The sequence below is a fragment of the Limnohabitans sp. WS1 genome (assembly GCF_003063265.1).
Lineage (GTDB): Bacteria > Pseudomonadota > Gammaproteobacteria > Burkholderiales > Burkholderiaceae_C > Limnohabitans_A.
The window spans coordinates 21204-38802 of record NZ_NERU01000027.1 but is presented as its reverse complement, the minus strand read 5'-3'; the positions used below and the strand labels follow the sequence as shown (position 1 = coordinate 38802).

At 59.4% G+C, this 17599-nt stretch carries 21 protein-coding genes and 1 pseudogene; 13 read left to right on the top strand and 9 right to left on the bottom strand.

Going from position 1 to position 17599, the window contains the following annotated elements; all coding sequences use genetic code 11:
- The first annotated feature begins 240 nt into the window (after window positions 1-240).
- On the top strand, window positions 241-1074 hold the full coding sequence (locus tag B9Z48_RS20775) for a GIY-YIG nuclease family protein (RefSeq protein WP_233261210.1): 834 nt from the start codon (window positions 241-243) through the stop codon (window positions 1072-1074).
- 69 nt (window positions 1075-1143) lie between these two features.
- Here B9Z48_RS20775 and B9Z48_RS20770 read toward each other — a convergent pair whose 3' ends face one another.
- Genes B9Z48_RS20770 through B9Z48_RS20760 form a run of 3 tightly spaced genes read right to left on the bottom strand, consistent with a single transcriptional unit; the run spans window position 1144 to window position 2770 of the window.
- On the bottom strand, window positions 1144-2028 hold the full coding sequence (locus B9Z48_RS20770) for a BRO family protein (RefSeq protein WP_108380504.1): 885 nt from the start codon (window positions 2026-2028) through the stop codon (window positions 1144-1146).
- A gap of 51 nt (window positions 2029-2079) precedes the next feature.
- Complete coding sequence (locus tag B9Z48_RS20765) at window positions 2080-2457, bottom strand: type II toxin-antitoxin system RelE/ParE family toxin (RefSeq protein ID WP_108380503.1); 378 nt, start codon at window positions 2455-2457, stop codon at window positions 2080-2082.
- A complete protein-coding gene (locus B9Z48_RS20760; RefSeq protein ID WP_108380502.1) occupies window positions 2450-2770 on the bottom strand; it encodes a type II toxin-antitoxin system Phd/YefM family antitoxin in 321 nt (106 codons plus the stop codon). The genes B9Z48_RS20765 and B9Z48_RS20760 overlap by 8 nt, the downstream gene beginning before the upstream one ends.
- A gap of 256 nt (window positions 2771-3026) precedes the next feature.
- Here B9Z48_RS20760 and B9Z48_RS20755 point away from each other — a divergent pair, with 256 nt between their 5' ends.
- The 8 genes and pseudogenes from B9Z48_RS20755 to B9Z48_RS20720 all read left to right on the top strand — a co-directional run bounded on the left by B9Z48_RS20755 (window position 3027) and on the right by B9Z48_RS20720 (window position 7173).
- Window positions 3027-3251, top strand: coding sequence for an addiction module protein (locus B9Z48_RS20755; RefSeq protein ID WP_108380501.1), 225 nt, complete (start codon window positions 3027-3029; stop codon window positions 3249-3251).
- Entirely contained in the window at window positions 3248-3541 is a 294-nt protein-coding gene (locus B9Z48_RS20750) for a type II toxin-antitoxin system RelE/ParE family toxin (protein ID WP_108380500.1), read from the top strand. Before B9Z48_RS20755 ends, B9Z48_RS20750 begins: the two co-directional genes overlap by 4 nt.
- 3 nt (window positions 3542-3544) lie before the next feature.
- Window positions 3545-4084 (top strand): annotated as a pseudogene (locus B9Z48_RS20745) (DUF924 family protein).
- A 49-nt stretch (window positions 4085-4133) separates the two neighbouring features.
- Window positions 4134-4778, top strand: coding sequence for a nucleotidyltransferase domain-containing protein (locus B9Z48_RS20740; RefSeq protein WP_108380499.1), 645 nt, complete (start codon window positions 4134-4136; stop codon window positions 4776-4778).
- Window positions 4756-5175 (top strand): hypothetical protein, encoded by a 420-nt coding sequence (locus B9Z48_RS20735; RefSeq protein ID WP_108380498.1) that lies wholly within the window; start codon window positions 4756-4758, stop codon window positions 5173-5175. The genes B9Z48_RS20740 and B9Z48_RS20735 overlap by 23 nt, the downstream gene beginning before the upstream one ends.
- 66 nt (window positions 5176-5241) lie before the next feature.
- On the top strand, window positions 5242-5781 hold the full coding sequence (locus tag B9Z48_RS20730) for a DUF924 family protein (protein WP_108380510.1): 540 nt from the start codon (window positions 5242-5244) through the stop codon (window positions 5779-5781).
- A 235-nt stretch (window positions 5782-6016) separates the two neighbouring features.
- On the top strand, window positions 6017-6310 hold the full coding sequence (locus tag B9Z48_RS20725; RefSeq protein WP_108380497.1) for a transcriptional regulator: 294 nt from the start codon (window positions 6017-6019) through the stop codon (window positions 6308-6310).
- A gap of 236 nt (window positions 6311-6546) precedes the next feature.
- Entirely contained in the window at window positions 6547-7173 is a 627-nt protein-coding gene (locus B9Z48_RS20720) for a pyridoxamine 5'-phosphate oxidase family protein (RefSeq protein ID WP_089952699.1), read from the top strand.
- 189 nt (window positions 7174-7362) lie between these two features.
- Here B9Z48_RS20720 and polA read toward each other — a convergent pair whose 3' ends face one another.
- Together polA and B9Z48_RS20710 are read right to left on the bottom strand one after the other, a co-directional pair.
- Window positions 7363-10221 (bottom strand): DNA polymerase I, encoded by a 2859-nt coding sequence (gene polA / locus B9Z48_RS20715; protein ID WP_108380509.1) that lies wholly within the window; start codon window positions 10219-10221, stop codon window positions 7363-7365.
- 60 nt (window positions 10222-10281) lie between these two features.
- Window positions 10282-10740: an SRPBCC family protein gene (locus B9Z48_RS20710; RefSeq protein WP_108380496.1), complete on the bottom strand. Its 459-nt coding sequence runs from the start codon at window positions 10738-10740 to the stop codon at window positions 10282-10284.
- A 213-nt stretch (window positions 10741-10953) separates the two neighbouring features.
- On the opposite strand from B9Z48_RS20710, the gene B9Z48_RS20705 reads away from it, so the two are divergent.
- Both B9Z48_RS20705 and B9Z48_RS20700 read left to right on the top strand, forming a co-directional pair.
- Window positions 10954-11916: a homoserine kinase gene (locus B9Z48_RS20705; protein ID WP_108380508.1), complete on the top strand. Its 963-nt coding sequence runs from the start codon at window positions 10954-10956 to the stop codon at window positions 11914-11916.
- 4 nt (window positions 11917-11920) lie between these two features.
- Entirely contained in the window at window positions 11921-12721 is an 801-nt protein-coding gene (locus tag B9Z48_RS20700; RefSeq protein ID WP_108380495.1) for a BPSS1780 family membrane protein, read from the top strand.
- Here the strand turns inward: B9Z48_RS20700 and B9Z48_RS20695 are convergent, their stop codons facing one another.
- The 3 genes from B9Z48_RS20695 to B9Z48_RS20685 all read right to left on the bottom strand — a co-directional run bounded on the left by B9Z48_RS20695 (window position 12722) and on the right by B9Z48_RS20685 (window position 16335).
- The gene (locus B9Z48_RS20695) at window positions 12722-13198 is read right to left on the bottom strand and encodes a peptidylprolyl isomerase (protein ID WP_089952705.1); all 477 of its coding nucleotides are present in this window, start codon (window positions 13196-13198) and stop codon (window positions 12722-12724) included. It abuts the gene before it with no gap.
- Between the two features lie 67 nt (window positions 13199-13265).
- Window positions 13266-13859, bottom strand: a complete 594-nt coding sequence (locus B9Z48_RS20690; protein ID WP_108380494.1) for a class I SAM-dependent methyltransferase — start codon at window positions 13857-13859, stop codon at window positions 13266-13268.
- A 79-nt stretch (window positions 13860-13938) separates the two neighbouring features.
- Window positions 13939-16335, bottom strand: coding sequence for a UvrD-helicase domain-containing protein (locus tag B9Z48_RS20685; protein ID WP_108380493.1), 2397 nt, complete (start codon window positions 16333-16335; stop codon window positions 13939-13941).
- A 225-nt stretch (window positions 16336-16560) separates the two neighbouring features.
- On the opposite strand from B9Z48_RS20685, the gene B9Z48_RS21705 reads away from it, so the two are divergent.
- Window positions 16561-16752 carry an EcsC family protein gene (locus tag B9Z48_RS21705; RefSeq protein WP_199233564.1) on the top strand — a complete coding sequence of 64 codons (192 nt, stop codon included), beginning with the start codon at window positions 16561-16563 and terminating at the stop codon, window positions 16750-16752.
- 7 nt (window positions 16753-16759) lie between these two features.
- Here B9Z48_RS21705 and B9Z48_RS20675 read toward each other — a convergent pair whose 3' ends face one another.
- Entirely contained in the window at window positions 16760-17029 is a 270-nt protein-coding gene (locus B9Z48_RS20675; RefSeq protein ID WP_108380492.1) for a BrnA antitoxin family protein, read from the bottom strand.
- A 263-nt stretch (window positions 17030-17292) separates the two neighbouring features.
- On the opposite strand from B9Z48_RS20675, the gene B9Z48_RS20665 reads away from it, so the two are divergent.
- Entirely contained in the window at window positions 17293-17595 is a 303-nt protein-coding gene (locus B9Z48_RS20665; protein ID WP_108380490.1) for a hypothetical protein, read from the top strand.
- Window positions 17596-17599: the final 4 nt, after the last annotated feature.

Here is a 17599-nt window from a genome sequence, read left to right as displayed (position 1 = left end):
TACGCTCATCGTCGGTAAGCGTGATCGTGGGGGCTACGCGCATCTTGGTCATCCATCTTGGCTAAAAACAATACGCTATAGATGGAGATAATTTATGTATTATCAAGAGTGAAACACTACACTAGATGTTTATGACCCGTGGGATAGCGAACTTTGATCAAATGAGGCACCCAATTGAATATGGTCATTTCAAATCCCAAAACAATCCAAATCTTCCTCCCGTCCGGCGACCCACGCGGTATGCGCGTGGCTGAGATTACAACGCGCATTGTTCGTGTGATCGAGGTGCCGCGCAGCCAACTGGCCGACTTCCTGAAGATGCCAGAGGCCCAGCAAGTGGGTGTGTACTTTTTGATGGGCGAATTGTCTGAGGCGGGTTTACCTCGCACTTACATCGGACAGTCAGGCAGTTTAGGCAAGCGCTTGGAGCAACACCATCAGAACAAAGATTTTTGGAACCGCGCTTTCGTGGTCATCTCTCTGACCAACAGCTTGACGCAAACGCATGCATTGTTTTTGGAATGGCTGGCTATTGCAGAAGCCACCAAGGCAGGACGTTATAGTTTAGAGAACGGCAACACCGGTTCGCAGCCCTACACACCTGCTCCTTTGCAAGCGGATTGTCATGAGATTCACGAAACCGCAGCCACTTTGTTGGCCACGTTGGGCCAGCCCATTTTTGAACCCTTGACCAGTGCCCCAACCGCTAAAGGCATCGTCGAATTGTTCTATTGCAAAGGGTCCGGGGCCGACGGAGTTGGTGAATACACCACCGAAGGTTTTGTGGTTCACAAGGGTTCAAAGGGGCGTGCTGAGATCGTTCCTTCAATTCAGGGGACTTCTCACGAGCGCATGCGCAGCCAGTTGATCACTGAAGGCGTACTGACCGAAATCGCAGGCAGTGCTGGATCTCTGCTGGTTTTTACACGCGACCACCTGTTTTCAAGCCCCAGCACCGCCGCCATGGCAGTCATGGGCCGATCAGCCAATGGCTGGATCGAATGGAAAACGGCATCGGGCAAGACTTTGGACGAGGTCAAGCGACAGGGTGTCATCAGTACAAATGCTGACTGACCACAAAGCGCCTTGAGTTTTAAAGCAGAAACTTGGTGGTTGGATCACACATGGCGAGCTTGTGCGTGTTCATGCCTTGCCCTCAGCTTCTTTGCTCAGGTTCTGCGCCAAGGCCCGCAGCTGCTTGGCGTTTTGCGGGCTCACCAGCTTTTTGCCCGTTTCGGCCTCCAGCTTGAGTCGCGCCTGCCGGGCCACGCTGCCACCGCGTTTGGCCACATCTTCGTGGTCGTCCAGCGTTTGCGGCTGCACGGCTTCTGAAATTTCCTTGGTGGACAGCTCGGCCAGCATGCTCATGATCAACTCTTTGTTGGTCATGTTGTCGCGCAGGTTTTCTTTTTTCAGGCCCTTGTACTGCTTGTATTCCTTGACAGTTTTGTCGGCCCAGGTTTTGTAGATCACGTCGGTCAAAAAGGCGAACTCAGGCCCTTCTTGCAAGCCGTGCTTTTTCCACTCGTCGGTCAGCTCCTTGCTGATCTCGATGCTCTTGAGCCGCTGGTTGATCCAGTTGTCTGTGTAGCCCAGGCGCTTGTAGTCGAGCATGGCTTGCTCGATGCTCAGCTCCGGGTCTTGCAGTTGGTCCAAGCGCTGGCTGCCCGCTTCGGCTAGCCACAGCTTGAAAGGTTCTGCCCGCTTGCTGGGGATGGACTGGATGAGCCGCAAAATTTGCTCGGTGTCGGCCACATCGGTCAGGTATTTTTTGCCATCGGCGGCGGGCAATTTCAGTTGGTTAGTGGCACTAACCAACTGACTGCCTTCAGCGATCAGTTTGTTCTTGAGCCACTTCCAGTAGTTGCGCACCTTTTTGTAGTCGGGCTGGTCGGTCAGCACGGCCACCACATCCAGCACCGAGAACCACCATTTCTCAGCCTCGGCATCCCATTCGCTGCGAATGTGCTGCGACTCGAACAGCTTGATTTTGCTGTCGGCGTCGAACTTGTCGGGGATGCTCGCCATGCTGAAACCTTGACGTTGTTTGGGGTGAATCGAGGGTGTTACGGGTTGTGCTCAAGGCCACAGCCGCGCAAAGTCAAACGAGAGTTGCCGGTGGTGCCGAATGGTCAGCAGGATCACCTTCTCTTGGGCTTCCATGGCTGCGTAGAGCACAAGATAGTCGCCGTGCAGGTATTCGCGCAGCGCATCCGGCGCTCCCGCAGGCATGGCCGCCAGCAGCGCCAGCGCCTCGGCGGACTGCGGTGGGTTGGCCAAGTAGCGCCGCCCGATGCGCGGAAAGCGCCGCAGGTTCGGGACGACCGTGGCGCGAAACTCGGCCAGCAAGTCATCGAACGCAAAGCCAGCGTCAGCCTCCACCAGGAACGCCTCAATGGATTCAAGGCGCTCCAGGAAGCTGGCGGTCAGCTCGACCTGGTACAGCGGGTCAGCCACGTTGCTTGGCGGGGCGTTTGGTGGCGGTCTTGCGTCTTTGTTGCAGCTGGGCGAGCGCGGCGTCTGCTTCAAACGTGCGTCCAGCGGTGATGTCGGCCAGGCCGCGTTGGGCATCATCGATCAACAGCAGGTGAATGCGTTCGCGCTCCAGGCGGTGGTAGTAGTCCAGTCGGTCAGAGTCGATCAGCGCAACATAGCTCTCGCCGTTTTTGGTGATGATCTTCTCTGCCCCGGCCTTGGCCTGGTCGGCCAGCTCTGACAGATGGGCGCGTGCGTGCGTGAATGGCACGACGTCGCTGGCAGAAAAACCCATGACTGGCTCCTATGACCTTGCAGAATTCTGCACATTCTAAGTCAGCTTGGCTTTTTGCTTACTTACGAGCTATGTGCACAGCGAGTCTACGCACGAGGAGCTGGCGTGTTTAAGTGAGCCGGGGTCGGGGTTTTAACCCTCGCAGCTTGGCGTTCAGGTGCGACCCTTCACATCACAACGGATTTGATACCGGCATGAATGTCCTTAAGCGCTGAACTTCGCTAAACTGACTTTCCCTCGCCCTTTGGAGTCCCCCATGCCAACCGCCAAACAACTCTGCGATCAAGCATCACAACTGCCCCCCGAGGAGCGCATGGCTTTGGTTGATCAGATCCTGGACACCTTGGACGAGCGGGACGACTCTCTGGATATGCAATGGGCACAAGAGGCCGAATCTCGTCTTTCGGCCTATCGCCGGGGTGAGGTGCAAGCCATCCCCTTGAATGAAGTTATTGCCAAATACCAAGTCAAAACGGCATGAACGTGCGCCTCTTGCCCGCAGCTCAATCCGAGCTGGACGAGGCGATCCATTGGTACGCTCAACAAGCGCCTGGCTTGGGTGATTCGTTTTTGGTGGAGTTTCTTCGCACCATCCAGCTCATTGAGCGCCATCCAACTGGCTGGCATCCGCTTTCAAACCAGACGCGTCGCTGCCGACTGCGCAGATTTCCATACGGCGTCATCTACAACGTCGATCAAGACACCATTTTGGTTGTTGCAGTCGCGCATTTGCACCGTCGCCCGGCGTATTGGCAGGGCCGGGTGAACTGAGTCATGCAAGCCCACGACGTCCCGGATTTCTGGTTCACCGAACTCACCCCCAAGCACCACTTCGCCAAAGACGCCGCCCTGGACGAAACCATCCGCGCCCGCTTCGGGGCCACGCTGTTAGCGACGGCGCGGTGTGAGTTGTTTGCCTGGCGTGCCACGCCCGAGGGGCGCTTGGCCGAGGTCTTGGTGCTCGACCAGTTCTCGCGCAACGTGTACCGCGACACCCCCCAAGCCTTTGCGCAAGACGCGCTGGCCTTGGCGTTGGCGTAAGAGCTGGTGGCCAGTGGGCAAGACCGCAGCCTGCCCTTGGCGCAGCGCAGCTTTGCCTACATGCCCTATATGCACAGCGAGTCCGCCCTGGTGCACACCCAAGCCGCCCTCCTGTTTGCGCAGCCGGGCCTGGAAGACACCCTGCGCTTCGTGCAGCGCCACCAAGCCATCATCGACCGCTTTGGCCGCTACCCCCACCGCAACGCCATCCTCGGCCGCCCATCCACGCTCGAGGAGCTGGCGTTTTTGAAGGAGCCGGGGTCGGGGTTTTAGGTCCAAACAGCTGAAGTGCTCTGACGCCCCAAAAATACCCAAATAAGGTATGATCAAACCCATTATGGGTATGAATGCCGCTTCAATCACCACTTGCATCGCCGACGCGCTGTTTTCAAAGGTGCGTCAGCGCGTGCTGGCCGTGCTGTTTGTTGCGCCGGACCGCAGCTTCTACACCAACGAAGTCATTGGCCTGGCTCAGTCGGGCGCAGGGGCTGTCCAGCGCGAGTTGGCCGATCTGGCTGCAGCAGGTTTGCTCACGGTGCGCAAGCAGGGCAACCAAAAACACTTTCAGGCCAACGCAGCTTCGCCCGTGTTTGCCGAGTTGCGCGCTCTGGTGCTGAAAACCATGGGGCTGGCCGATGTGCTGCGTACGGCACTTTTGCCGATTACGCCGCAAATTTCGCTGGCGTTTGTGTTTGGCTCCATGGCCAAGCAGCAAGACACCAGCGCCAGCGATATCGACGTGCTGCTGGCCAGCGACACGCTGGGCTATGGCGATGTGTTTGGCGCGCTCGAAGCCGCCAGCCAAACATTGGGCCGCACGATCAACCCGGCGCTTTACACAGTGGCCGACTTCAAAGCCCGTCAACTGGGTGACAATGCCTTCATCAACCGCGTGCTGCAACAGCCAAAGATATGGCTGATCGGCCAGGAGGAGTCACCGCAACATGAGCCCACCCACCCCACTTGAAAACCTGAGCGGCCCCAGCGGCTCGCTCAAAGCTGAGCCACCCGACGCCGCCGAAATCGCGGGTTTGCTGCGAACGGGCAGCACCCGTTTAACCGACGCAACCAACGCCACACTGGCATTGGAAAGCCGCTTTGATCTGGCCTACAACGCGGCTCACGCCTTGTGTTTGGCTGCATTGCGAAAGAAAGGCTTTCGCCCGAGCAACCGCTACATCGTCTTTCAGGCATTGCCACACACACTGGGGCTGGGGCCTGAGGTTTGGCGCGTGCTGGACTTGTGTCACAACAAGCGCAACCTGGGCGAGTACGAAGGCATGATGGATGTCGATAAACGCCTTGTCACCGATCTGATCGCCGCCGCCCAACGCGTTTTGATCGCCCTTCAATCCCCTGACTGAACAGCCATGCCCGTGACAGCGCTGGCGTTCTCGACAGCGCCGCATGCAGCTGGAGACATTTTTCACATGCAACCCCACTCCATCCTGCACTTCTGGTTCACCGAACTCACCCCCAAGGACCACTTCGCCAAAGACGCCGCCTTGGACGAAGCCATCCGCACCCGCTTCGGGGCCACGCTGGCGGCGGCGTCGCGGTGTGAGTTGTTTGCCTGGCGCGCCACGCCCGAGGGGCGTTTGGCCGAGGTTTTGGTGCTCGACCAGTTCTCGCGCAATGTGTACCGCGACAGCCCCCGAGCCTTTGCGCAAGACGCACTGGCCTTGGCGCTGGCGCAAGAGCTGGTGGCCAGTGGGCAAGACCGCAGCCTGCCCTTGGCGCAGCGCAGCTTTGCCTACATGCCCTACATGCACAGCGAGTCCGCCCTGGTGCACACCCAAGCCGCCCTCCTGTTTGCGCAGCCGGGCCTGGAAGACACCCTGCGCTTTGAGCAGCGCCACCAAGCCATCATCGAGCGCTTTGGCCGCTACCCCCACCGCAACGCCATCTTGGGCCGACAGTCCACGCCCGAGGAGCTGGTGTTTTTGAGTGAGCCGGGGTCGGGGTTTTAGCTATTGATCCGGCCCTGTGAAGTTTGAAGTGAACAACTTTTCTTGAGCACCGTGATCTGTGTCGGAGCCCCGCCCTCGGGGCGATGGGTGGTGGTCCGTGAGGCTCTATCGCGGCGAGGGCGCCGCTCCTACAAAAAGCGTTTTTGCAAACTTCATCGGGCTGTATCAAAAGGCTCAGCGATGAGCCCTACAGACCCTGTGGGAGCCCCACCCTCGGGGCGATGGGTGGTGGTCCGTGAGGCCCTATCGCGGCGAGGGCGTCGAATCGCCTCTCTTCCAAAGCCAAGGGTCTGACTATTGGACAGAAAAAGAAAAAGATGAATTCTTCGCGCATATTGCGTTCAATCCCGAAGCCGGTGACGTGGTGCCGAAATCGGGTGGTGTGCGGAAAATTCGCTGGTCGAGGCCGGGCATGGGCAAAGGAAGCGGAAGCCGCGTGATCTACTTCAACCATGTGATGCAACAGCCCAAAATATGGCTGATCGGCCAGGAGGAGTCACCGCAACATGAGCCCACCCACCCCACTTGAAAACCTGAGCCGCCCGATGCAGCCGAAATCGCAGGCTTGCTGCGAACGGGCAGCACCCATCGCCCCGAGGGCGGGGCTCCCACAAAGCCCCCATCGTTGATCACTGTCCCCAAGGCAAGCCTTCCACTTCAAACTTCTCAGGGCCGGATCAATCACTTAAGCCACCCAGCAAGTGTGGCAAGCTTGACAGAAGCCCTAAGGTCCAATCTCACTCACTGAATGCAAGCGTCCCTCCGATGACAAGCCCACACATCACCACCCTCCCCGCCCTGCGCCAGCTCTATGGTCCCGCCCGTGAGCGTGCGCTCAAAAAAGAAATCCCGTCACTCGACGCGCATGCGGTGCAGTTCATTGGTTTGTCGCCGTTTGTGGTGCTGGCCAGCAGTGATGCCCATGGGCAGATGGACGCGTCGCCGCGCGGGGGCGAGCCGGGTTTTGTCAAAGTGCTGGACGCGCAGACCATCTTGCTGCCCGATGCGCCGGGCAACAACCGACTGGACACGCTGGAGAACATCATTGCCACCGGCCGTGTGGGCACTTTGTTCATGGTGCCGGGTTTTGACGAGACTTTACGCGTGAATGGCCGCGCTGTGCTGTCCACCGACCCGGCCGATCTGGCGCTGTGTGCCGATGCACGGCGCACGCCCACGCTGGTGATCCGCCTGACGGTGGAGTCGGTGTACCTGCATTGCGCCAAGGCCTTCATGCGCTCGCAGCTGTGGGACGCTTCGCGCCAGACGGACCGGGCGCAACTGCCCAGCATGGCCGAAATGCTGCGCGACCAAATTCGCACCTTCAAGGGCGAAGAGATCGAGGTCGAAACCCAGGCCCAGATGCTGGCGCGTTATCAACAGAGCTTGTGAACACCCAAGTTGTCCCGCCCTCCTGTGCATGAAGCTGTGGACAAGCGCGGGGACATCCGTGCAAACCCTTATTCCATGCGGGCTGGAACGCGGTGCTTATTCAACAGGCAGTGGGCTCATGTGCCTTTGGATGTGATGGCTCGGCAAGGATGTCCAGGCCGTTTGCCTTCCCCATGTCTCAACGGAGTTTCAATGCGCCTGTTCCCAATTCGGACCAAAGCCCACTTCGGCCAGCAGCGGCACTTTCAGGTCGGCCACCCCCGCCATGATGCGCGGCACCTCGGTGCGCACCCACTCGACTTCTGACTCGGGCACTTCAAACACCAGTTCGTCGTGCACCTGCATGATGACCTTGGTGGCCTTGCCTTGTTCGTCCAGCGCTTTTTGCACGGCGACCATGCTCAGCTTGATCAAATCGGCCGCCGTGCCCTGCATGGGCGCGTTGATGGCGGCACGCTCGGCCCCAGCGCGGCGCGGGCCGTTAGGACTCTTGATCTCGGGCAGCATCAGGCGGCGACAAAACACGGTCTCCACATAGCCCAGCGCCTTGGCCTGCTCGCGGGTGGCGTCCATGTAGTGTTTGACGCCCGCAAAACGCTCAAAGTAGCGGGTGATGTAGTTTTTGGCGGCGGTGTTGTCGATGCCCAGCGCCTTGGCCAGACCAAAGGCGCTCATGCCGTAAATCAGGCCGAAGTTGATGGTCTTGGCGTAGCGGCGCTGCTCGCTGGTCACGGTGTCGGGCGTTCCGCCAAACACCTCGGCCGCCGTGGCCTTGTGCACGTCCAGCCCTTCGTGAAAGGCCTTGAGCAAGGCCGCGTCGTCGCTCAGGTGCGCCATGATGCGCAGCTCGATCTGGCTGTAGTCGGCGCTCGCAATCACGCAGCCTGCCGGGGCCACAAAGGCCTCGCGCACCTTGCGGCCTTCGGCGGTGCGCACCGGGATGTTTTGCAAATTGGGCTCGTTGCTCGACAGGCGGCCTGTCACGGCCACGGCCTGCGCGTAATGCGTGTGCACACGGCCCGTTCGCGGCAAAGCCAGCTGCGCCAGCTTGTCGGTGTAAGTGCCCTTGAGCTTGGCCAAACTGCGGTGCTCCAAGATGCGGGCGGGCAGCGGGTAGTCCTCGGCCAGTTTTTCGAGCACCTCTTCATCGGTGCTGCGGGCCCCAGTGGCAGTTTTCTTGACAACGGGCAGGCCCAGCTTGTCAAAAAAGATCTCGCCCAACTGCTTGGGGCTGGACAGGTTGAAGGGCTGGCCTGCGATTTCATAGGCCTCGGTTTCGAGTTGCACGATGCGCTCGCCCAGCGCCTGGCTTTGTGCGGCCAGGGTCGGCGCGTCGATCAGCACGCCGTTGCGCTCGATGCGGTAGAGCGCTTCGCTGGTGGCGATTTCCAGGTCGTACACGTACTTGAGCCCCGCATGCGCCTCGATCTGCGGCCACAGCGCCAAATGCACGTCCAAGCACTGGTCTGAGTCTTCACACGAATAGTTTGCAGCTTTGTCCACATCGACCTGCGCAAACGGAATCTGGTGCGCACCCTTGCCGCACAGGTCTTCGTAGGTCACGCCTTTGCGGCCCACATGGCGCTCGGCAAGACTTGAAAGGCCATGCGGTTTGTGCACTTCGAGCACATAGCTTTCCAGCATCGTGTCGTGGGCGTAGCCCTGCACCTCGATGCCATGGTTGGCAAACACATGGCGGTCGTATTTGATGTTTTGGCCCAGTTTCAGGCGAGCCGGGTTTTCCAGCCAGGGCTTCAATTTGGCCAGCACCTCGGCCAAAGGCAGCTGCTCGGGCGCAGCCGGGCCGTTGTGGGCCAGCGGAATGTAGGCCGCCTCGCCGGGCTTGACGCTCAGGGAAATGCCCACGATCTCGGCACGCATGGCATCCAGCGAGGTCGTTTCGGTGTCGATGGCGGTGAGCGGGGCTTGTTCGATGCGGGCCAGCCAAGTGTCGAATGCGACCCAGTCGAGCACCGTGTCGTATTTCAACTCGCCTTGCACCGAGCTGGCGGCGGTGTCGAGCTCGGGGGCTGCTGGTGGCTCATCGTCAGCTGCCGATCCAAACAAATCCCCAGTGCCCGTATCTTTGGGCTTGGCGGTTTTGGCTTTGGCCACAGGCGCAGGCACGACCCCACCCAGCGACTGCACCAGCCCCTTGAAGCCATAGGTCTGGTAAAAATTCAGCAGCTTGTCTTTGTCGGGCTCGTGCAGGTGCAGGCTGGCCAGCGAGGGCAAATCGGGCACCCAGCCGTTCAGGTCGCAATCGGTTTTCATGGACACCAGGGCGCGGCCCTTGGGCAGCCAGTCCACCGCCTGGCGCAGGTTCTCGCCTGCCACACCTTTGATCTCGTGGGCGTGCACCATCAAATTGTCCAGCGAGCCGTATTCCATCAGCCACTTGGCCGCCGTCTTGGGGCCGACCTTGGCCACACCCGGCACGTTGTCCACCGTGTCGCCCACCAGGGTTTGGTAATCGATCATGAGCGACGGCGGCACACCAAACTCGGCCGTCACACCCGCCACATCGCGCACCTTGCCGTTCATGGTGTCGATGATGGTGATGTGCTCGTTGACCAGCTGGCTCAGGTCCTTGTCGCCGCTCGACACCGTCACGGTGATGCCTTGCTGCGCGGCCACATGGGCCAAGGTGGCGATCACGTCGTCGGCTTCCACGCCCGGCACGTCCAGCACCGTCCAGCCCATCAGGCGCACCAGTTCGTGGATGGGCTCGATTTGGCTGCGCAAGTCGTCGGGCATGGGGCTGCGGTTGGCTTTGTACTCGGGGTACAGCTCGTCGCGAAAAGTCGGGCCTTTGGCGTCGAACACACAGGCGGCATAGACGGTGGGCACGTCCTTGCGCAAGCGCTCCATCATGTTGATCATGCCGCGAATGGCGCCCGTGGCGGCACTCGTCGGGTCGCCCGGCACGGCCCGCAAATCGGGCATGGCATGAAAGGCGCGGTACAGGTAGCTGGAGCCATCGACGAGCAGCAAGCTCGGGGGTGTGGGGGCAGTGGCTGGGGCAGTGTCAGGGGTGTTTTCGCTCATCCCCCGATTGTGCACGGACCCATCCGACTGCAGCTGGCCACTGTGGGCCAAAGCCGCTGATCAGCCTGGAATGTCGGGCTCCACCAAATGGGCCAGCTGCGCCAGCGACTCCTGCCAGCCCAGGACACACATCTCCAGAGGAATCATGTCCGGAATGCCCGATTGCGAGAGGCTCAGCTCGGTGCCGCACAGCACAGGCTTGAAGCGCACGTTCACCTCCAGCACGCCGGGCAGGCAGGGATCATCAAACTGGTCTGTGTAGCGGATCAGTTCGTGGGGGACCAATTCGAGGTACTCACCCCCAAACGAATGACCGTCGCCTGTCGAAAAATTGTGAAACGACATGCGAAACGTTCCGCCCACACGCGGCTCCATGTGGTGCACCTTGCAGGTGAAACCAAAGGGCGGAAGCCATTTGCTGACCGCATCGGCTTCGACAAAGGCGCGGTAAGCCTTCTCGGGTGTGGTTTTGAGCACCCGATGAAGGTGAATCGTTCGGTCGGACGGTTGGTCAGACATGGGTCACTCCTGTTGACGTTGGGCATGAAGTTTGAGAACTTAACACGCTCACACCCCTGCCTTGTGCGGACTTGCCGGGCCTGTTGCTTGAATTTTGTGCCTGCTGCAAACACCAAGGACCGCCCTGGCCTGCAAAAGCGCCTGCCTGCCCCCGCCTACAATCACCGCTTTCATCCACCTTCCGGCCAGCCTACAGGCCCACCGATTGCAACCATGGCGGTATTCACCGAAGTCACCAAAGCCCAGGCCAATGTCCTGATGAAGTCCCTGAACCTCGGTCCTTTGACCGCTTTGCGTGGCATTGAGGGGGGGATTGAAAACACCAACTATTTCGCCACCACCGCACAGGGCGAGTACGTGCTGACTTTGTTTGAGCGCCTGACGCACGAACAACTGCCTTTTTATCTGTACCTGATGAAGCATTTGGCCAGTCGGGGCATCCCGGTGCCCGACCCCGCAGCCAACCGCGACGGCGACATCCTCTTCACGCTGAAAGGCAAACCCGCTGCCGTGGTGAACAAGTTGGCGGGCAAAAGCCAGTTGCAACCCCAAGCCGTGCATTGCGCCGCCGTGGGCGACATGTTGGCACGCATGCACCTGGCGGGGGCCGATTTCAACCGCAGCCAACCCAATTTGCGTGGCCTGCCCTGGTGGAATGAGACCGTGCCCGTGGTCTTGCCTTATATGGACGAATCGCAGGCCGCTTTGCTGCGCAGCGAGTTGGCGTTTCAAAACCACATTTCCGAAAGTGCGGCCTACGCCGCCCTGCCCCGTGGCCCTGTGCATGCCGACCTGTTCCGGGACAACGTCATGTTCGACGGGGAACAACTGACGGGATTTTTTGATTTTTACTTCGCAGGCGTCGACACCTGGTTGTTTGACTTGTCCGTTTGCTTGAACGACTGGTGCATCGACTTGCCCAGTGGTGAGCACGATGCCCACCGCGCCCAAGCCATGCTGCAGGCCTACAACCAAGTGCGGCCCCTGAGCGCCGCTGAGAGGGACTTGCTGCCTGCCCTTTTGCGTGCAGGGGCTTTGCGCTTTTGGATTTCACGCCTGTGGGACTACCATCTCCCCCGCGAAGCGTCCATGCTCAAACCGCACGACCCCACACATTTCGAGCGGGTGCTGCGGGGCCGCATTCAACAACCTGTTTTGGCCTCGGCCTTTTTTTAACACCATGAAACTGAACATCGTCCCCGCGGGTGCTGGCCTCAAATGGGCACGCCAAGGCATGCGCACCTTTTGGCGTCAACCTTTGGCCATGTCCGGGCTGTTTTTCATTTTCATGGCCACCGTGTCCCTGGTGTCGGTTGTGCCGTTCATTGGCGGTGCCTTGGCTTTGGTGGTTTTGCCGGCCTTGACCTTGGGCATGATGGCCGCCACCCAAATCGCCAGCGAAGGCAAGTTCCCCATGCCCTCGGTGTTGTTTTCAGCCTTCAAGGCAGGAGCGCACCGCAAAACCATGTTCCATCTGGGGGGGTGGTATGCCTTGATTTTTCTGGCCGTCATGCTGGTGTCCACACTGGTGGACGGCGGAACCTTTGCCAAAGTGTATTTTGGCGGGGCACCCATGACGCCTGAAGTGGTGTCCACAGACTCGTTTCAAGCGGCCTTGTGGGTCTCGATGCTGCTGTACCTGCCTTTGTCGATGATGTTCTGGCATGCCCCGGCTTTGGTGCACTGGTATGGCATGCCCGCCGGCAAAAGCCTCTTTTTCAGCCTGATGGCCTGCTGGCGCAATCTGAAAGCCTTTGTGGTCTATGTCATCGTTTGGTTTGTGGTCTTCATGGCTGCAGGCACCGTTTCATTGCTGGTCACCAGTTTGCTGGGCGACCCCCAATTGATGATGGCGGTGTTCATGCCCATGGCCTTGATGGTGGCGGCCATGTTCTTCACATCGATGCTGTTTTCGGTGCGCGATTGCTTTTCAACCGAAGCGGTTGACGAGTCGAGCCGCCCACCCGCAGCATCCGACTGATCAGTGGTGGTGGCCGTGCGCACCGTGCGCATGGCGGTGGGTGATCTCTTCGGCTGAAGCGGCCCGCACTTCCTGAACGGTCAAGGTCAAGGTCAGGTGCTGCCCCGCCCAGGGGTGGTTACCGTCCAGAATGACCTTGTCACCCTTGATCTTCAGCACGTTAAAAACCTGTTCGTGCCCATCGGCTGTGCGGCCGCGCAATTGCCCACCCACTTTCACACCCGGTGGAAATTCGGTCTTGGGAATGGTCTGCACCAAGCTCTCGTCGCGTTCGCCAAAGGCGTCGGCCGGGGCCAACTTGAGGGTCGTGGTGAAACCCACTTCCTGGCCTTCGAGTGCTTCTTCAATTTTGGGAAAAGTGTTGTCATACCCGCCATGCAGGTAAGCCGTGGGCTCTTGTGTCTTGTCGAGCAATTGGCCTTGAGCGTTCACCACTTTGTGGTGCATGGTGACAACGGTGTCTTTGGTGATTTTCATGAAAGCTCTCTGGTTTGAATGTGAATAAAGCTTGAACTGCCTGGGGCCTCAATGAGGCCAACAGGGCCTATTTTTGAATCGCTGCGAATTCCCAAAGCACATGGGCCATGCCGCCACGCAACAGTTCACGGTGCCAGCGTCGCAGGGTTTTGCGCCAAGACGGTTGGTTCAAATCATAAACATTGGCAGGGGCTTCCCAACGCACTTGCAAGACCTCAAAAGCCCCCTTAAAACCGTACATGGCGCCGCTGGGCTGGGGCCCCACAAAGTACTCGTGTGTTTGATCGGTGATGAAGTTCACATGGGTGGGGTCGGTGAAGGCTTCCACTCTGGGGTAGGCGGGCGTGAAGGCCAACAAACGCCCACCCGGCACCAGCACCCGGTGAATCTCGCTCATGATGTTGATGAAGGGGTTGCTCACCTCGCCATTGGGCAAGACCATTTGCCTGGGAATGTGCTCCAGAAAATCAAAGGCCGAGACCGAGTCAAAAAAATTGTCAGGGTAGGGAATGGGCTCCACCACCAAATTGACACGCTTGTAATCAAAGCCAATTTTTTCCACCGCCAAGTCGATGTCGCGCACATCGCATCCGTAAGTTGCATCGGCACCGTAGGGGTTGCGCGGTTTTAAACCACAGCCCAAATCCAAATGTTTTGTCATCGTTGTCTTTGTCCTTGAGTTTCAACAAAAAGTCGCGTCCTGGAACCCCACAGGCCCTCGGACAGCACCGGGCATCGGTTCACACCACCGTGAGTTTGGCCACGCTCAGCGCCAGCCATTTCACACCATGGCGTAGAAAGTTGACCTGGGCACGGGCATCGACACCCACCCCCTCCACAGCCAAGACCTTGCCCTCGCCGAACTTGGTGTGGAACACATTTTTACCCGCCACGATGCCATGCTCGGGTGCGGCTTTTTGCACCGGAACGGGGGGGCTTTTGTAGGTTTCGGTGCTCAAGCTGCTTTGGCCCCAGGCCGGCCGGGCGTGGCGGTTAAAAGCCGGGGTTTGTGGCCAGCCGCCGCCCGAGGTGCCAGATCCCCCGCCCCCCGCGCTGCCCAGGTTAGAGAAGCCACCATTTTTGGGGGTCACCCACTTCAGGCACTCTTCAGGCAACTCCTCCAGAAAGCGGCTTTTGAGGTTGTAGCGGGTCTGGCCATGCAGCATGCGGGTTTGCGAATGGCTCAGGTACAGGCGCTTGCGGGCACGGGTGATGGCCACATACATCAGGCGGCGCTCTTCTTCCAAGCCGTCAAAGTCGTTCATGGCGTTTTCGTGCGGGAACAGACCTTCTTCGAGTCCTGTGATGAACACCGCGTCAAACTCCAAGCCCTTGCTGGCGTGCACGGTCATGAGTTGCACCGCGTCTTCGCCCGCTTGCGCCTGGTTGTCGCCCGCTTCAAGCGACGCATGGGTGAGAAAGGCCGCCAAGGGGCTCATGATCACACCGTCTTCGATGAATTCGTCCGTGGCTGCTGGCGCATCGCCACTCAAACCCTGACTGGCGGGACTTTGCGACAAGCCTTGTGGCAAGGCCACCGCACTGCGGCCAAAGCCCTCTTGGGTCACAAAGCTCTCGGCGGCGTTGACCAGTTCTTCCAAGTTCTCCACCCGGTCCGCGCCTTCTTTTTCGGCGCGGTAGTGGTTGACCAAACCAGTCTTGTCCAGCACCAAGTCGATGATCTCGCGCAGCGTGAGCCCTTCAGTCTGCTCGCGCAGCACATCGACCATGGCCACAAAGGCGGCCAGATTGGCCCCTGCCTTGCCGGTGGTGGCACTCACCGCGTCATGCAGCGAACAGCCTGCGGCGCGGGCCGCGTCTTGCAGCTGCTCAATGGAACGTGCGCCAATGCCGCGCGGCGGAAAGTTGACCACCCGCAAAAAGCTGGTGTCGTCGTTGGGGTTCTCCATCAGGCGCAAATAGGCCAGCGCGTGCTTGATCTCTGCACGCTCAAAAAAGCGCAAACCGCCATACACCCTGTAAGGGAAACCGGCATTGAACAGCGCGGTTTCCAGCACCCGGCTTTGGGCGTTGCTGCGGTACAGCAGCGCCACTTCCTTGCGCTCAAAACCGTCTTGTTTGACCAATTGGCGCAGCTCTTCCACCAGCCACTGCGCCTCGGCAAAGTCAGACGGCGATTCGACCACCCGCACCGGCTCGCCCGCACCCTGGTCTGTGCGCAGGGTTTTGCCCAAACGGGTTTTGTTGTGGCTGATCAGCTGGTTGGCCGAGTCGAGGATGTTGCTGAAGCTGCGGTAGTTTTGCTCCAACTTGATCTGGTGCTGCACCTGGAACTCGCGCACAAAGTCGGCCATATTGCCCACACGGGCTCCGCGAAAGGCGTAAATGCTCTGGTCGTCGTCGCCCACGGCCAAGATGGCACATTCACCACCCTCGCCCGGCAAACCCGCCAGCTGCTTGAGCCAGGCGTATTGCAGCTTGTTGGTGTCCTGAAACTCATCCACCAGGATGTGGCGAAAACGGCGGCGGTAATGCTCGCGCACATGCACGTTGTCACGCAGCAACTCATACGAGCGCAGCATCAGCTCGCCAAAATCCACCACACCTTCGCGCTGGCACTGTTCTTCGTACAGCTGGTACAGCTCCACCTTGCGGCGGGTCTCGTCGTCGCGCACCGGGACGTCATTCGGGCGCTGGCCGTCCTCTTTGCAACCGGAAATGAAATACTGCACCTGCTTCGGGGGGAAGCGGTCTTCGTCCACATTGAATTGCTTGCACAGGCGCTTGATGGCCGACAGCTGGTCTTGTGTGTCCAAAATCTGAAACGTCTGCGGCAAGCCCGCCAACTGGTAATGCGCCCGCAAAAACCGGTTGCACAGACCATGGAAAGTGCCAATCCACATCGCGTTCACATTGACCGGCAACATGGCCTGCAGGCGCAGCTTCATCTCTTTGGCGGCCTTGTTGGTGAAGGTCACCGCCAAAATGCCGCCGGGTGAAACCTGCGAGGTCTGCAAAAGCCAGGCAATGCGCGTGGTCAGCACGCGCGTCTTGCCCGAACCGGCCCCCGCCAAAATCAGCGCGTGCTCGGGTGGCAAGGCCACGGCACGGTATTGCTCATCGTTGAGCTGGGCGAGCAAGGGGGAAGAAGTGTTCGGGGAAAATTCAGACAGCATCTGTCGATTGTAGGAAGTTCGCTTGACGTGTTGGCCGAAACAAACGACATCAACCATTTATCTATCTTGCACCCCACATACGTGGTCACCTCCCATACGGGCCGCTGGGCTTGATGAACACCTGGAAATGGGCGCGAGAGCTCAAAAGCGGCCATGCACCGCGTGGTGGCGTGCTGGAAAGTGTGGGCTGGATAGAACGCTATCATCGCCAGCCGATTTGGCATCGTGATCACCGAGAAAGTGGCCGCCCAAGCGGTTCCCGTTTTGGGCGCGGTCGCAGGGGCCGCCATCAACACGATGTTCATGGTCTTCTACCAAGACACGGCGAAGGGCCATTTCATCATCAAGCGGCTGGAGGCGCTGCACGGGGAGCAGGTGGTACGCGATGCTGATGTGGGACTGTTAGAGAAGCGCTGATCCCAGATCAAACCCGCCCCGCCAAACTCAGCGCTGCCCGCAAGGTGTCGTTGATGCGTGTCTGCCAACCTTCCCCGCTGGCACGCAGAGCAGCCAGCACATCGGCATCCAGGCGCAGCTTGACCGCTTCCTTGGTTGTGACTGCTTTGGGGCGGCCACGCGTTTTGAGTTGGGTGCCCTCGTACAGGTCGGCAGATTTGAAAAATGCTGCCGTCAATTCCGGCGCATCGTCTGGGTCATTCCAGGTAACTGGCGTAGAGCGTTTTTTCGCGGTCATTGGCTTTCCTCATGCTGATGATGCGGCGCACCTCGCCGCGCGGTGTCCAAACCAATACAACCAGACGGGCATCCACGATGAGCACTGAATTATTGTACCCCCAATAAATATTGCATTCATTTCGCACGCCATCATGCACCCTTCAAAATTCAACCACCATCTCGCCACGATCACAAGCCCCCATCACGCCCCCTCACCCCGCGCCTTCTCCTCGCCGCCATCATCCTCTTGGCTCTGGCCGAGGGCTGGGCAACGACGAAGGTTTGCAAAACGATTTCAATGACATCAAAGACAGGCTGCTTCAGTCGCCCCAAGTGCGCGATTTTCTGGGCACCGTCTGGATGGATGTGAAGGCGCGGCTGATGGCCGATTTGGCCTCAGAAAACACCCGCTTGGCCATGCATCCGAACGCGCATTACAAGGCCTGGGGCGACCAGCAGCTGGTTGATGAACTGGAGCGCTGCGTGGGCCGCGACTTGCAGTTCATCCGCATCATCGGGACTTTGGTTGGGGCGCTGCTGAGACTTGGCTTTGATGGGCTGCACTGGCTTGCGGGGCGAAGTTGAGGGC

Excerpts from the sequence above, each read along its gene's own strand:
- B9Z48_RS20735 (WP_108380498.1), top strand. The coding sequence starts at position 4,756 with ATGAGCCCACCCACCCCACTTGAAAACCTGAGCGGCCCCAGCGGCTCG.
- B9Z48_RS20685 (WP_108380493.1), bottom strand. The coding sequence starts at position 16,335 with ATGCTGTCTGAATTTTCCCCGAACACTTCTTCCCCCTTGCTCGCCCAG.
- B9Z48_RS20750 (WP_108380500.1), top strand. The coding sequence starts at position 3,248 with ATGAACGTGCGCCTCTTGCCCGCAGCTCAATCCGAGCTGGACGAGGCG.
- B9Z48_RS20770 (WP_108380504.1), bottom strand. The coding sequence starts at position 2,028 with ATGGCGAGCATCCCCGACAAGTTCGACGCCGACAGCAAAATCAAGCTG.
- B9Z48_RS20730 (WP_108380510.1), top strand. The coding sequence starts at position 5,242 with ATGCAACCCCACTCCATCCTGCACTTCTGGTTCACCGAACTCACCCCC.
- B9Z48_RS20760 (WP_108380502.1), bottom strand. The coding sequence starts at position 2,770 with ATGGGTTTTTCTGCCAGCGACGTCGTGCCATTCACGCACGCACGCGCC.
- B9Z48_RS20705 (WP_108380508.1), top strand. The coding sequence starts at position 10,954 with ATGGCGGTATTCACCGAAGTCACCAAAGCCCAGGCCAATGTCCTGATG.
- B9Z48_RS20775 (WP_233261210.1), top strand. The coding sequence starts at position 241 with ATGCGCGTGGCTGAGATTACAACGCGCATTGTTCGTGTGATCGAGGTG.
- polA (WP_108380509.1), bottom strand. The coding sequence starts at position 10,221 with ATGAGCGAAAACACCCCTGACACTGCCCCAGCCACTGCCCCCACACCC.
- B9Z48_RS20675 (WP_108380492.1), bottom strand. The coding sequence starts at position 17,029 with ATGACCGCGAAAAAACGCTCTACGCCAGTTACCTGGAATGACCCAGAC.
- B9Z48_RS20700 (WP_108380495.1), top strand. The coding sequence starts at position 11,921 with ATGAAACTGAACATCGTCCCCGCGGGTGCTGGCCTCAAATGGGCACGC.
- B9Z48_RS20695 (WP_089952705.1), bottom strand. The coding sequence starts at position 13,198 with ATGAAAATCACCAAAGACACCGTTGTCACCATGCACCACAAAGTGGTG.
- B9Z48_RS20710 (WP_108380496.1), bottom strand. The coding sequence starts at position 10,740 with ATGTCTGACCAACCGTCCGACCGAACGATTCACCTTCATCGGGTGCTC.
- B9Z48_RS20755 (WP_108380501.1), top strand. The coding sequence starts at position 3,027 with ATGCCAACCGCCAAACAACTCTGCGATCAAGCATCACAACTGCCCCCC.
- B9Z48_RS20740 (WP_108380499.1), top strand. The coding sequence starts at position 4,134 with ATGATCAAACCCATTATGGGTATGAATGCCGCTTCAATCACCACTTGC.
- B9Z48_RS20720 (WP_089952699.1), top strand. The coding sequence starts at position 6,547 with ATGACAAGCCCACACATCACCACCCTCCCCGCCCTGCGCCAGCTCTAT.
- B9Z48_RS20690 (WP_108380494.1), bottom strand. The coding sequence starts at position 13,859 with ATGACAAAACATTTGGATTTGGGCTGTGGTTTAAAACCGCGCAACCCC.